Annotated in this window: 11 protein-coding genes; 2 read left to right on the forward strand and 9 right to left on the reverse strand. The window is 72.0% G+C overall.

Annotated features, from left to right (window positions below):
* Positions 1-16: 16 nt before the first annotated feature.
* The 4 genes from MYF83_RS29705 to MYF83_RS29720 all read right to left on the reverse strand — a co-directional run bounded on the left by MYF83_RS29705 (position 17) and on the right by MYF83_RS29720 (position 4,434).
* On the reverse strand, positions 17-1,678 hold the full coding sequence (locus MYF83_RS29705; protein WP_248964041.1) for an AMP-binding protein: 1,662 nt from the start codon (positions 1,676-1,678) through the stop codon (positions 17-19).
* On the reverse strand, positions 1,675-2,385 hold the full coding sequence (locus MYF83_RS29710) for a sulfotransferase family protein (RefSeq protein ID WP_248964042.1): 711 nt from the start codon (positions 2,383-2,385) through the stop codon (positions 1,675-1,677). The genes MYF83_RS29705 and MYF83_RS29710 overlap by 4 nt, the downstream gene beginning before the upstream one ends.
* Before the next feature lie 180 nt (positions 2,386-2,565).
* Positions 2,566-3,414, reverse strand: coding sequence for an NAD(P)H-binding protein (locus tag MYF83_RS29715; RefSeq protein WP_248964043.1), 849 nt, complete (start codon positions 3,412-3,414; stop codon positions 2,566-2,568).
* 372 nt (positions 3,415-3,786) lie between these two features.
* A complete protein-coding gene (locus MYF83_RS29720) occupies positions 3,787-4,434 on the reverse strand; it encodes a DUF3152 domain-containing protein (protein ID WP_248964044.1) in 648 nt (215 codons plus the stop codon).
* Between the two features lie 49 nt (positions 4,435-4,483).
* Here MYF83_RS29720 and MYF83_RS29725 point away from each other — a divergent pair, with 49 nt between their 5' ends.
* Positions 4,484-4,795 carry a hypothetical protein gene (locus tag MYF83_RS29725; RefSeq protein WP_248964045.1) on the forward strand — a complete coding sequence of 104 codons (312 nt, stop codon included), beginning with the start codon at positions 4,484-4,486 and terminating at the stop codon, positions 4,793-4,795.
* Positions 4,796-4,841: 46 nt separating this feature from the next.
* On the opposite strand, the gene MYF83_RS43960 is transcribed toward MYF83_RS29725, so the two are convergent.
* The 3 genes from MYF83_RS43960 to MYF83_RS29740 form a co-directional block, all read right to left on the reverse strand.
* On the reverse strand, positions 4,842-7,004 hold the full coding sequence (locus tag MYF83_RS43960; protein WP_248964046.1) for a multicopper oxidase family protein: 2,163 nt from the start codon (positions 7,002-7,004) through the stop codon (positions 4,842-4,844).
* Positions 7,001-7,537 carry a DUF6220 domain-containing protein gene (locus MYF83_RS29735; RefSeq protein WP_248964047.1) on the reverse strand — a complete coding sequence of 179 codons (537 nt, stop codon included), beginning with the start codon at positions 7,535-7,537 and terminating at the stop codon, positions 7,001-7,003. Before MYF83_RS29735 ends, MYF83_RS43960 begins: the two co-directional genes overlap by 4 nt.
* Before the next feature lie 377 nt (positions 7,538-7,914).
* Positions 7,915-9,648: a serine/threonine-protein kinase gene (locus tag MYF83_RS29740; RefSeq protein ID WP_248964048.1), complete on the reverse strand. Its 1,734-nt coding sequence runs from the start codon at positions 9,646-9,648 to the stop codon at positions 7,915-7,917.
* 545 nt (positions 9,649-10,193) lie between these two features.
* Here MYF83_RS29740 and MYF83_RS29745 point away from each other — a divergent pair.
* Positions 10,194-10,700 carry a hypothetical protein gene (locus MYF83_RS29745; RefSeq protein WP_248964049.1) on the forward strand — a complete coding sequence of 169 codons (507 nt, stop codon included), beginning with the start codon at positions 10,194-10,196 and terminating at the stop codon, positions 10,698-10,700.
* Between the two features lie 38 nt (positions 10,701-10,738).
* On the opposite strand, the gene MYF83_RS29750 is transcribed toward MYF83_RS29745, so the two are convergent.
* Positions 10,739-11,230: a DUF4260 family protein gene (locus MYF83_RS29750; protein ID WP_248964050.1), complete on the reverse strand. Its 492-nt coding sequence runs from the start codon at positions 11,228-11,230 to the stop codon at positions 10,739-10,741.
* Positions 11,231-11,584: 354 nt separating this feature from the next.
* Positions 11,585-12,559 carry a glycoside hydrolase family 18 protein gene (locus MYF83_RS29755; protein WP_248964051.1) on the reverse strand — a complete coding sequence of 325 codons (975 nt, stop codon included), beginning with the start codon at positions 12,557-12,559 and terminating at the stop codon, positions 11,585-11,587.
* Positions 12,560-12,803: the final 244 nt, after the last annotated feature.

Consider the following 12,803-nt stretch of genomic DNA (forward strand, 5'->3'; position numbering starts at 1 on the left):
GTTCCGGCCGCATTCGTCAGGAGCCGCACGGGTGCGTGTCCGGCGCGTCACCTGCCGCCGGTGCCTGTAGCCGGTCGCGGAGCCGGTTCTTGCGGACCTTGCCGAGCTCGTTCCGCGGCAATTCGTCCACGCATTCCAGGCGAATAGGCAGATACCACTCGGTCATTCCTTGCCGCAGGAGGTGCTCGCGCAGCTCGTCCAGGGTCGGCGGCGCGCCGCGCGGGACGACGAAGGCGCAGACGATCTCCTTGCCGTCCGCGTTCTGGCGGCCGACGATGGCGACGTCCTCGACGGCGGGGTGCTTCAGAAGCTCGTCCTCGACCTCCAGGACCGGGATCAGGTGCGGGCTGCCGACCCGGTCGGCGACCCGGGAGAAGTAGCGCAGGCCTCCGCGCCGGTCGTCACCGACCAGGTCGCCGGTGTCGTACCAGCCGCCGGTGTCCGCCGGCTCCCAGGTCAGCCGGCGGCCGCGGAGCTCGAAGGTGCCCACGCACACGGACGGACCGCGTACGTGCAACCGGAAGATCCCGTCGTCGACGGGTTCCAGCCGGACTTCCCGCCCCGGCGTCGGACGGCCGATGCTGTGCCCCGGCCAGCCGGGAGGATCGTCGACGGCCGTCAAGGTCAACCCGCCCGTCTCCGTCATCCCGAAGCCGTTGACGAGCCGCGGGCACAGCGTCTCGCGGAGCGGCGCGACGAGCGAGGCCGGCAGCGGGGCCCCGGTGCTGGTGACCAGGTACAGATCGGGCAGCGGGCGATGGCGTCGCCGTTGCGCTCGTATCAGGTCGCCCAGCATCTCCGGCGCGCCGAGCAGATGCGTCACCCCGTGCCGGGCCAGCAGGTCCAGCCAGGTGTCCGGGTCGCGGGTATCGGCGAAGACCGAACTGCACCGCGTCACCAGCGGCAACAGGACGTTGGTGCGCATGCCCACCGAATGGGTCAGGTTCGCCGGGGTGCAGAACCGGGGGATCGGCACGCCCGCCGCCCTCGGCCGGGCGGACGCGTACTGGGTGTTGGGCGTGTGCAGGACGCCCTTGACCTCGCCCGTCGTTCCCGAGGTGAACAGCACCACGGACACCTCGTCACCGCCCGTGGCCCGCGCCGCGCCGGCCGGCATCGCGCCGAGCAGGTCGGCGAACGCGACCGCCCCCGTCGCGCGGGCGTCGCCGAGGACCACTCGGTGGCGCAGCCGTGGCAGGCGGACGCCGAGGTCGGCGAGCATCCGGGCCGGGCGCAGGCCGCCCCAATGGTCGGCGACCACGCACACGGAGGCCTGGGTGCCGGACAGGATCCGCTCCACCTCGCGCACGCCCAGCGTCATCATCATCGGCACCGCCACCACGTCGGCGGCGAGGCACGCCAGGCTGAGGGCCGCGGTCTCCCACCAGTTGGGGAGCTGGAAGGCGACCGCCTCGCCGGGAGCCACCCCGAGTTCCCGCAGTCCCGCCGCGAGGTGGTCCACATGCGCGGCCAGCTCGCCGAAGGTCACGGTCACCTCGCGACCCTCCTCGTGGCGCCAGTTGATGAACGCCGTCCGGTCGGGCACGGCCGAGACGGCGGCCCGCAGGTCGTCCGTGAACGTCTCCTTGCGCCACCATCCCCGTGCGTAGTACTCGCCGGCCCGCGCCGTCGGCGGCCCGAGCGACCCGATCAGCTCACGTACACCCGCTCCGCTCACCGGACCGCCGTACTGTCGCCGGAGTCGAGCGGGCGCAGGGTCAGCACTCGCCGGCGGCGGCGAGCGGCCATCCGCCGGAACGCGGCGCCGTCGTTCAGGTGGGGGAACGGCTCGTCCGGCGGAGGTACGCGGAGGAACTCGCACAGCGGTTCCCAGCCCTGTCCCGCCTCGTACACCAGCAGCCGGTCGGCCGGCACCGCGGCCCGCACCTGGGCCGTATGCCATTCGAAGACCTCGATCGCGTACCGCCGCTCGTCGAACCGGGAGCCGAAGGTGCCATCCCAGATCACCCGTTCGCACATCCGGCGCCGGACGCGAAGCGCCGGGCAGACCAGGTTCTCCAGCCGCATCACCAGCCCCGCCCATCCTGGCTGCCGGTGACTGGACCGGTAGATCGTGTCGCGCACGCTCGCGTACCAGCGGCCGGGATCCCGCACGGTCAGAATCACCCGCGCGTCCGGGTAGGCGGCCGTCAGTTCCCGCCAGAAGTAGCACGACGGCCAGTCCACGGTCGCGTGGTATCCGCCCAGCAGGCGGCTCCACTCGACCGGCTCCTCCTGCGCCGCCGCTTCCCAGCCTCTGATGCGATCGAGATCACCGTCCAGCGAGGACATGTGGTGACAGGGCCCGTACCCCAGGCGTTCGAGAGCGGTCTTCAGCGAGTAGGTCCCGGTTCGTCCCATGCCAGCCCCGATGACTTCCAGCATGTGCTCTCCCCCGTGCAGAGTGGGAATCTCCTGACTCTCTGCCGCATGGCCTCCAGTGGCTGGGTGCTGCGAGGTGCGATGGTGTCCGAGCGCGGGACTGCTTCTCATACCGGTTCTCATACCGGCCGAAACCGGACTTCTTTCATCGTGACACGGCCTCCGCGGAACTCGGCGGTCGGGTCAGCGGAAGTCGGCGGCGTGGTCGGCGGCCCACTGGCGGAAGGTGGTCGCGGGGGCTCCGGTGACCTCCTCGACGGTGGTGGTGACCCGCTCCGGCGCCGCGACCATCGCGGCGTGCGCGGCGAGGATGTCGTCGGTCATCGACGGCGGCATGCCCTGGGACAGCATCGTCTGCCGCGCGATCTCCGGCGGCAGATCCTCCCAGCGCACCGGGCGGCCGATCGCCTCCCCGATGGCGGTCACCTGCTCTACCTGGCTGATCGTCTGCGGTCCGGTCAGCTCGTACTTCGCGCCGAGGTGGCCGGTCCCGGTCAGCGCGCGCACGCCGGCGGCGGCGATGTCCCGCTCGTGGATCAGCGCCCGGCCCGCCGACCCGTGGATCCACCGGACGGTCCCGGTCTCACGGATCTGCGGCGCCCACATCAGCGTGTTCACCGCGAAGCCGCCCGGGCGCAGGAACGTCCACTCCATCCCGCTCTTCTCGATCAGGTGCTCGAGGAGGGCGTGGGAGCCGAGGATCGACCCCTGGGCCTGCTGCGGGCCGTCGGGAACGCCGCGCGCGGACAGGTACACGACGTGACGGGCGCGCTTCGCGATCGCCTCGATGGTCGCCGGGGCGGCGTGGTCCGCCGACAGGGTGGGCCACACCAGGAACACCGACTCGACGCCGTCCAGGGCGGCGTCCAGGGTCTCGGGCGCGGCCAGGTCGCCGTAGACGGCCTCGACGCCGTCGGGGAAGCCGGCGGAGCCCGGGGCACGGCTCAGCGCACGTACGCCGGCGCCTGCCGCGAGGAGGCCGGACACGGCGTGCCTGCCGACGTGACCTGTGGCGCCCGTCACGAGGATCATGGTGTTCTCCCTAGTCCAAGGTGGTGTGGCGACCATCGTTGAACTTCAACCTTGGTTGAGGTCAAGTCGTCGCGGAGGGCGGAAGGACAGGGCCTTTCCACTTACGCCGTCAGAAGCCGAGCCGGGTGCATATTGCGGAGCTAACGGATATGTCGAAAGGTTTTCGGAGTGCGACTGAAACTCAATTCAGTGGTAATTAGGGCATAGATCATGCCATTGACGGCAAACGTCGGTTGAGCTGACCCAACAAGGATGATCTTTACTTGAGCGATGACGTGACCCGACCACGAGCAGGGCCGCGGCATTTCGCTCGCGGCATTTCGTCTGGGGGCCGACGGTGGCCTGGCTCCTCGGCAGCATCGCCTTCCCGTGCTATTCGCGCTGCTGTCGCGCTTGGCCGGGGGAAGTCTGCGAATGGGTCCCGTGACCGCCGGGACGGTGGTCCTCCCGACGCTCGGGCGTACCGCGTGACCCTGCCTTGGCGTCGGGGAACGGCCACGGGTTGGGGCGGCAGCCTTGCAGGGACTTCGTCTGCTGGAGCATCACCGGAGCGCGCTTGCCGCGCCCGGGGCACCGCTCGTGCCCGTGGCCGAGCGCGTGGCCGACCTCGTGATTGATCACGTACTGCCGGTAGGCGGTGAGATCCCGGCGGTATCCCGGGATGGCCGAGGCCCACCGCTTCGCGTTGATGACCGAGCGCCTGCCGTTCCAGCAGGACAGCTCGCCGAACGTCTGGAGCGGGCGGCAGCGCGCGTTGGTCATCATGGGGCTGGACAGCGCCACGCGGAACCGTACGGGGCCGTGGTCCACCCGCTGGAAGCGCATCCGGCCGCCCCGTCCCCAGCTGCGCGGATCGTTGAGCGTCCGGTGCACCATGGCGGCGAACTCCTCCGGGTCGAACGGAAGCCCCCGCTCGACCTCGACCATGTAGCGGACCACCTTCCCGTGGCGGCCCTCAGGCGGGAGGGCGACGCCCTTGACCACGGCGTAACGCCCCTTCCCGGACCGGGGTACGCGCACGACCTCCGGTCGCTTCCCGGGGCCCGGATCGGAGCCCGAGGTCGTCGGCGTGGCGGCCGGAGAGGACGCGGCGGAGGAGGGCGAGCCTGCCGGCGGCGTGCCCATGCCCGCCATCCGTCCCGGCGGCGAGGCGGACGTGGTGGCGGCCGGGGACGTCACCCCTGACGGAGTGGCCACGGCGCGAGGCGTGCCGTCCGGCATCCTCGCGACCGTGCTCACCGCATCGTTCTGCGTGCCGAGGAGAAGGGTGCATCCGCCCAGCAGGACGGCGGCTCCGATCGTCAACGCCATGACCAAGGCCCCAGGCTTCCACATACGGGTGCGAGGCGGGATATTTCCGGACATCGACGGCGAAGCCTAGTACCGATGGCCGCAAAGATCACCTTAAGGGTCGCCGCCTCAAACGCTCAGCCGCCATGCGCACCGTGGAACGGGGTCGTGATCCCCTGATAGGCCAGGTGGAGGACCATGCCCTGATCCGCGTGGCTCAGGTTGTGGCAGTGGTTCATCCACAGACCCGGGTTCGCCGCGCGGAAGGCGACCTGCCAGACCTCACCCGGCCGGACGTCGAAAGTGTCCAGCCACAGGGGGCTACCGGTCGGCGCCCGCCCGTCCCGGCTCAGCACCAGCACGCGGTGACCGTGCAGGTGCCACGGATGTGTCTCCCGCCCCCGGTTCACCACGGTCATCCGGACGAGATCACCATCGCCGACGAGCTGCGTGGGGACCGACGGGAACGCGCGGCCGTTCACGGTGTGCGCGTACGCCGGGAGGCCGTCGGCCAGTGCCAGCCCCTGGTCGAGCACGAGGGTGAAATCCCGGTCGAAGGGCCCGGCGGACGTGAACGGCGTGCGGGCCGCCGTGCCGTACCGGGTGAGATCGAGCTCGGGCCACCCGGCGGCATCCGCGACGCCGTCCTCGCTTCCCGTCTCCGGCCCCGAGGACTCGTTCGAGGTTGAATCGAGGGGGTCGCCGGGAGTGAGGCGCAGGCCGGTCACGCGGTCATCCGCGGCCAGTACGACCGCCCGATCCCGCGGCATGCTGAACGCGAGGTCGTAACGGCCACCCGCGGGCAGACGCAACCCGACCCGGCTCACCTCGCCGGGGCCGCTCAGGTCGGTGCCGTCCACGGCCACGAGCCGGTAGGGGGTACCGGCGAGGGTGAACCGGTGCGGCGTGTTGTCGGTATTGATCAGCCGGAGCCGTACGGGCGTGCCGGGAGCCGCCCGCCGGTCGATCGGCTGGTCGTGGTCGCCGAGCACGGTCCGCCCCGCGAAAGTGTGCACCGGCAGGACCAGATCCACCCCCACCGCTCGCGCCGCGCCTGTCGAACTCGGGGGTTGTGTCGCGTCTGTCGTGTTCGGCGGCCGCGTCGAGTCTCGGGTGCCGGCGGGCGACCGCGCCGCCCGTGGTGAGACGACCAGCGTTCCGTACAGGCCCATCTTGACGCCCTGGTCGGACACCTCGTGCGTGTGGTACCAGTACGTGCCCACCTGGTTCGCGAGGAACCGGTACACGAACTCCTGCCCGGGCCGCACGCTGTCCTGCGTCAGGCCGGGGACACCGTCCTCACCTGCCAGTACGTCATAACCGTGCCAGTGCAGGGTCACCCCCCCTTCGATGTCCGCGTTGCGCAGCCGTACCTCGATGAGGTCGCCTTCGGCGGCGGTGATCGGCGGGCCGGGAACGGTCCCGTTGAACGTCCACGCCGACACCCGTTGCCCGGACGACAGCGTGACCATCGCCGTCCGCGCGGTCAGCTCGAACCGGCGCACCGTCCCGCCCGGCGACGGCACGGCGGGCCCCCGCAGCGCCGTGACAGGCTGACCGGGCCCCGACGCGTCAGCGGCGGTGGTGTGATGTCGCGTCGCCCCGGCGGCCATCGCGTGCGATGCCCCGTGGAGGCCCGCCGTCATGTGCGCGGCCACCGGGACGCCGCCGGTGTCCACGCCCTCGGACGGCAGGAATGCGAGCCCCACCCCGGCCAGGCCCACCACCGTGGTCGTCGCGACGGTGACCCGCATCCCTGGCACAGGCACTCCCGGGGACATGATGCGGTAGGTCACCAGCACGGCCGTCGCCACCAGGGCGACGGTGATCGCGACGGTGCTCCAGGTCGCCGGATACCCCAGCAGCAGCGTGATGACCGGCCCCACGGCCGCCGCGTACCCGGCGCCGAGCAGCGGCACGACGACCCCTGGCTGCGCTCCCGCTCCCGCTACCGGCTCCGGCTCGGCACCACCTGCCGCCCCCCGGGATGGCGCCGGGGCCTGACGGCCGGGCAGGGCCGCTCTCACCAGGTGCGGGCCGGCGATCAGGGTCGCGGCGACCGTGCCGACCGCGAGGAGCGGCAGCGTGAGAGTGATCTTCTCCTGGACGAACCACCATCCCGCGCCGGCGAGTGCCCAGACGATCCCCGCCCGCGCCAGCGACACCAGCACCGCCACCGCGAACACGGCCGCCGCCGGCCGGGCCCGCCGGGAGGCGGCCAGCGCGCCGGCGCCCAGCCACGCGACGGCGGCGAGGACCCCGGCGAGCAGGTCGAGCGTCATGAGCGTCGCGACGGTCACGAGGACCGCGCCGCGGAGTCGTTACCCGGCGACCCAGACGGCCGTGCCGCGGAGTCGCTTCCGAGCGATCCGGATGCGCGTGCCCCGGACTCGTCTCCGACGGGTCCAGCGGACGCCACAGGGGTGCCTGAGGACGCCGCGAGGGTCCGGGCCTGGCGGAGCACCATGCCGGCGGCCCCGATGACGGCCATGCCGTTGATCGCGTGCAGGCCGAGGATGGCCAGCCCGACCGGGGTGGTGTTCCCCGTGGCGTCGTTCAGCGCGCGGCCGAGCACGATGATCAACACTTGGACGATCACGAGGCCCAGTGGCAGGAGGGTCAGCGCGATCTGCCGGCCGGGTGCGCGGGACGCCGCGGCGGCGAGGGTGGCCAGCAAGGACAGGACCGGGATGATCATCATTCCGGTCATGCCGTGCAGAGCGTAGGAGCTGTCATCCTGCGGCTTGGCGAACGCGCCGACCGCTGCGAAATAGAACTGCGCCAAAACGGCGAGCATCAGCACTCCGGCAAGAGCGACATAGATCTTGCGCATCGCGTGCTCCCTTCAGGTCGGTGGGATAGTGCTGATGCTGTTGCACACGGCGCGCCACGTCGTCCCCCGTGCAGCGGTCAGTGCCGTACTACTGGGGGAGTACGCGACCACCGGGCAAGTACACGCAGGGTCTCCACGCCAGTCCACCTGTCTGCGCACCAGGCGGACCGCTGCTCCGCCACGTGTGGTGCGTGGGTCGGCGCCGGGGCGATGCGAAGGGGGACGGCGATGCCGGCGCCACCGTACGGCGGGCAACTCGGTCGAAGCCGGTGGGCGGCACGACTAGCGGGTCGCCGGCCTGCCGGTGTCCTCGGGAACCGCAGGCATGGCGTCGACGAGCTTGGTCCTCATCACCGCCGTGCCGGCGCGCATGGTCTTCAGTCCTCGTCGTCGCGCCGGCCATCGCCGGCTTGGACGAGGTCGGCGAGGTGGTCGAGGAGCCGGGTGAGCGCCGGGGCGGCGGTGAACCGGCCACGCTGCTCGGCCTCGGCGAGCTCCTGCAGGATCCCGCGGATCCGCTCGGCCGTTTTGCTCTCGTCTCCGCCCTGGCGGCGATGCTTCCGGTCGTCGTGGTCCAGCTTGGAGCGGGCCTCGGCGATGTCGCGCTGCACCTTCTCGGCGACGTCAGGGTCGAGCTGCCCCCGGCCCGCCGACCAGCGCAGCCCTTGGGCGAGCTGCGCCAGCAGGACGCGCGGATCGTCCGACAGCCGCCTCGGCCCCACGGCCACCGCTGAGGGGGACGGCGTCGCCTGAGGGGTGGGGGAGGACGGCGATGCCAGAGGCGACGCGGACGAGGCCGGGGCGGACTGCTCGGCGGGGGATGACGGCTTGGCGGTGCCCTCGCCGGCGGCCGGTCCAGCGCCGGGCCGCAGGAGGGAGAAGGCCAGCACCGCGACAAGGGCGACCACGGCGATCCCCGCGACGGTGACGACGGGCGTCCGATCGCCGAGCCGCAGCGATCGCCACGCCGCCGCCACCGGAGACGGCCGCGCGCCATCCTCGGCGTCCAGGGACAGCGGCGGCATGAACCGCGTCGCCCCAGGCATGTCCACCGGCGGCATGGGTCGCGCGGAGCCGGGTGCACCGGTAGCGAAGGCGGCTCCGGCAGGGGAGGGCGGGCTTGTCGGCCGCAGGAATTCCGTACGAGCGGACATGCCGGTCGATGGCACCGATTCTGGATGGGTGGGATTGCCCGTGGCCATGCCCATGCGTGTAGATGTGCCGGTCTGTGGAGCCGATGCCGGGCGGGTAGGGGTGCCGGTCGGTGGGGGGCCTGTGGGCGAGAGGGGCGGGCCTGTGGGCGAGGCGGAGGCTGTGGCGAGCCAGTGGGCTGTCTGGTCGGCTGAGGGGCGGGCGTCGGGTTTCTTCGCGAGCAGGCGCATCAGCAGGTCGTCCAACGCGGGCGGCAGGTCTCCGCGCAGCCGGCGCGGTGGCGCGGGGGCCACCTGGACGTGCTGGTAGAGCACCGCCGTCGAGGTGTCACCGCGGAACGGCGGGTGCCCGGCCAGGAGTTCGTACAGGACGCACCCGAGCGCGTACACGTCGGATGCCGGGCCGGCGTCGCCGCCGAGCGCGCGTTCGGGGGCGAGGTAGGTGCTCGTGCCGACGATGAGCCCTGTCCTGGTGAGCGCGGCCGCCGCCTGGTCGGCAAGGCGGGCGATGCCGAAGTCGACGACCTTCACCGTTCCGTCGGCGGTCAGCAGCAGGTTGCCGGGTTTGATGTCGCGGTGGATGACTCCCAGCCGGTGCGCGGCGGCCAGGCCGGCGGCCGCCTGGGCGCCGATGCGGGTCACCTCCGCCACGCTGAGCGGTCCGGTGGCGGCGAGATGGTCGGCGAGGCTGCGTCCCTCGATCAGTTCCATCACGAGGAACAGGCGGTCGCCGGCCTCACCGAAGTCGTGGACGGCGACGACGTTGGCGTGGTTGAGCCGGGCGGTGGCCTGGGCCTCCTGGCGGAAGCGCGCGGCGGCGGAGGACGAGGAGACGGCCTCGGCCAGCAGCAGTTTCACCGCGACGGGACGGTTGAGGACCTCGTCCGTGGCCCTCCAGACCTCGCCCATGCCTCCGCGCCCGAGAGGCTCGTCCAACCGGTATCGAGCCGCCAGCAGCACGCCGTACGCCTTTCTCGTCGATGTCGAAAATCCGTCACCGGTGCCGCGGCCGTGCGTGCCGCCACCCGCCGGCCCGCCGGACGCGGCTCGACGACCACGCCACCGGGCGGGGCTCGCCACCGTCTGGACACCAGTGTGGCGATCTTGGATCACTACGGCGTCCCAGGATACCGATCTCCGCCGCCTCGGGATCGGGCGACGCCTCCGGTGCACGCCCCGTTCTGGTACTCGCCGGAGGTGCTCGCCGAGGCGGCGGCCCTCGGGTACGCCGGCAACACGCTCGGCATCGGGAAGGTCCCGGCGCCCGTGCGCTGAGATGTCCGGTTCGGTGCCCCCCCTGCCTTCGCCGCTCGCCCTCCCATCTCCGCCCGCTGTAGTGCTCGGACCGTCCGCGTCCGGAGTGGCGGTTCGCGAGGTACGGCGGGGGGTGCGCCGAACCTTCGCGGGGGGCCGTGGAGTAGGCCGAGGGGGTGCGCGCCGAACCTTCACAAATGCTGCACTGCGCCGGTGTGGAGTGGATTTCGTCCGCTGCCTAGCGTCGGAGCATGAGCAACAGACATGTCCTGCGGCCCCTCACCGGCCTGGCCGCTGGGGGACTCGTCGCGATCGGGGTCAGCGGTGCCGTCGCCAAGATCCTCGGCCGGGTCTTCGGGGCGGGGTTCGTCTCGGCCGATCTGCCCGGAGTCGCCTACACGCCCGAACGCTGCGCCGACTTCGTCCGCTACTTTCCCGGCAAGAGCTGTCTGGAGGCCGCGGCGCTCCACCACTGGGGTGAGGTCGTGACGTACCGGGTGGCCGCGGGGATCCTCGGGCTGGTCCTCGGCGCGGTCTGGTACGTCATGCGACGTGGCGACGACGAGCCGTCGGGGCTGGCCGCCACGATCGGCCTGCCGCTGTTCGGCCTGGCCGCCGCCGTGCTACTGCTCGACACGCTCAACGCGGCCGTCGCCGGGGGAGGTCCTGGGGCGAGCCTGAGCGCGGGACTGGTGGCGCTGGCGGTCGCGGCTTACCTCGCTCCGCCGTTCTACCGGAATGTCCTGGCGCACGCCTGAGCCACCGGCATTCGGTGGTACGGGCGCTCGGGGCGCGTTCAGCCGCGCTGGAAGCCTTCGGGGGTGCGCAGCCCGTACCCGAGCGCGCGGTCGTAGGCGATGTGCCCGAGCCACGCCAGCCCCGCCGCGAAGAGCGGGGGCCAGGCGATCGGGGAGAACGTGTAGGCCACCAGCAGGGCCAGCGGGATCCACGGGCGGTGGGCGGCGTTGTAGAACGGCACCGCGCGAGGCGAGAGCCGGCCGCGCCGCAGGTTCTTCGCGTCCGAGGCGCCGACGAGCATGGTCAGGTCGGGGGCGATCATGAACAGCACGGCGGCGAGCAGTGTGGTGGTGCCGTACTTGGCGATCTCCAGCACGGCGAACGCGGTGAGGAAGAGCGCGAGACCGAGCCAGCCCACGCGGCGAGCGATCCGCAGGGTGCGGGCCGCCGAGGTGCGGGCCGCCGGGGTACGGGCCGCCGGGGTACGGGCGGTCGGGGCGGCGGAGGTCGCGCCGGAAGTCCGGGTGGCGAGCGTGGCGGGCTGGTGCATGGCGTCTCCCTCAGGTTCGGTCCCCGGCCGCTCGGCGCGTCCGGCTAACGCTGTTAGCTAAACGGTAAGGATAACAGCGTTAGCCGTCAAGGCGTGTGCGACGGCATCGACCCGGCGGCGAGGAGACAGAGGTCGGCTGGTCGACGTGTTGGCCCTGGTCGGCTCGGTAGACCGAGCGAACTTCGTCCTAGGGGGCCCCTGCCGCGGTGCGACAGGTGAGATGTGGCCGGAACCGCCGGTGCCGTCTCACATCAGCAGCCGGTTGCAGACGCCTCGCCAGTTGCCGTACTTCTCCGGCAGGTGGACCCGCTGCGATCCGGTCTGGATCTTCACGACTCTGGTCGCTCAAGCTTCCTAGGTCGGGGGTCGTTGGTCGGACCAGATGCGGTGGTAGGCGGCCCAGTCGGCGGGCGTGGCGGCGAAGTCGACGTAGAGGGCCACCCCGAAGCCGGGACGGGAATCCGTGCCCAGCCCGAGGCGCACGCCGCGGACGCCCGCGGCGACGGTCTCGGCCAGGTGATGGCGGAGCAGGTTGTCGTCGTGGTAGGCGGGCAGTCCCATGAGCAGGCGAGTGCTGGGCGGGACAGCCGCCAGGGCGAGTTCGGTCTGCCGCCGGACGTACCCGCTGTAGAGCGCCTCGGTGGGCTGCGCGGTGTCGTAGCTCATCACCGCCACCTGGTCGAGGCGGCGGGCGACCTGTGTCAGGTAGCCGGGCGTCCACCACTTGGGGTGCCCGAGCAGCGCGTTCCCGGCGAAGGCGATGCCCGGCAGCGGTTCGATGTGGTGGACCGACATCGAGAGCGTGGCACGGGCGGGCGGTATGGCGGCGCGGGTGCTGTCGAGGAGGTCGAGCAGCCCGGTATCGCCGTCGGGCACCGGCTCGAAGTTGTAGTGGACGCCGTCGAAGCCGGCGGTGAGGACCTGCTCGGCCGCCCGGACGACGTTGGCCCGCACGGAAGGCGAGGACAGGTCGAGCCGGCCGGGCTCGACGAGCTGGCCCAGCCAGGCGTGGACGCGCAGGCCCGGGACCGCGCGGTGCAGCGCGGTCACCGCCCAGGCCGCACGGGGGTAGAGGGACGCGGACAGGGTGCCGTCGTCCTCCAGCGGGCCGGTGTGCACGTACACGTCACCGATGCCGCCGCCGCGCAGCCGGTCGGCGAGTGCCGAGAGCTCGCGCTCGCCGTTGCGCCCGTCCACCCACGCGTGGCCGAGCCACATAGCGTCCTGGCCGGCGGCCTGCGAGCGCGCCACCGGCTCACCGGCGTCGAGCAGGTACAGCGAGATCCCGCTGGCCACGAGGAGGAGCGGCGGGACGGACAGCACGATCATGATCGCGCGCCACAACCGGCCCGACCGTCTGGCAAGCGTCACTTTTCCCCCGGGTGCCGACGTTCGTGCGAACGAGGGTATCCCGTCCACCCCACGTTGATGATGATGACCACATGTCCACATAAGGCGGGTCGTGGTCAGGGCCCCCGCCCGGCGGCGGCGGTTGATCGTCCGTACCGGCCTGTTGCCGCTGGATCGCGGCCGGAGGATCCGATCACTCGGATAATGGCGGTCGGCACAGGGA

The sequence above is a fragment of the Sphaerisporangium perillae genome (assembly GCF_023276435.1).
Lineage (GTDB): Bacteria > Actinomycetota > Actinomycetes > Streptosporangiales > Streptosporangiaceae > Sphaerisporangium > Sphaerisporangium perillae.

What these genes read in the sequence shown, in the direction of transcription:
- MYF83_RS29710 (WP_248964042.1), bottom strand. Translation starts at nt 2,385, where the DNA reads ATGCTGGAAGTCATCGGGGCTGGCATGGGACGAACCGGGACCTACTCG.
- MYF83_RS29715 (WP_248964043.1), bottom strand. Translation starts at nt 3,414, where the DNA reads ATGATCCTCGTGACGGGCGCCACAGGTCACGTCGGCAGGCACGCCGTG.
- MYF83_RS29735 (WP_248964047.1), bottom strand. Translation starts at nt 7,537, where the DNA reads ATGCGCAAGATCTATGTCGCTCTTGCCGGAGTGCTGATGCTCGCCGTT.
- MYF83_RS29745 (WP_248964049.1), top strand. Translation starts at nt 10,194, where the DNA reads ATGAGCAACAGACATGTCCTGCGGCCCCTCACCGGCCTGGCCGCTGGG.
- MYF83_RS29750 (WP_248964050.1), bottom strand. Translation starts at nt 11,230, where the DNA reads ATGCACCAGCCCGCCACGCTCGCCACCCGGACTTCCGGCGCGACCTCC.
- MYF83_RS29755 (WP_248964051.1), bottom strand. Translation starts at nt 12,559, where the DNA reads ATGATCGTGCTGTCCGTCCCGCCGCTCCTCCTCGTGGCCAGCGGGATC.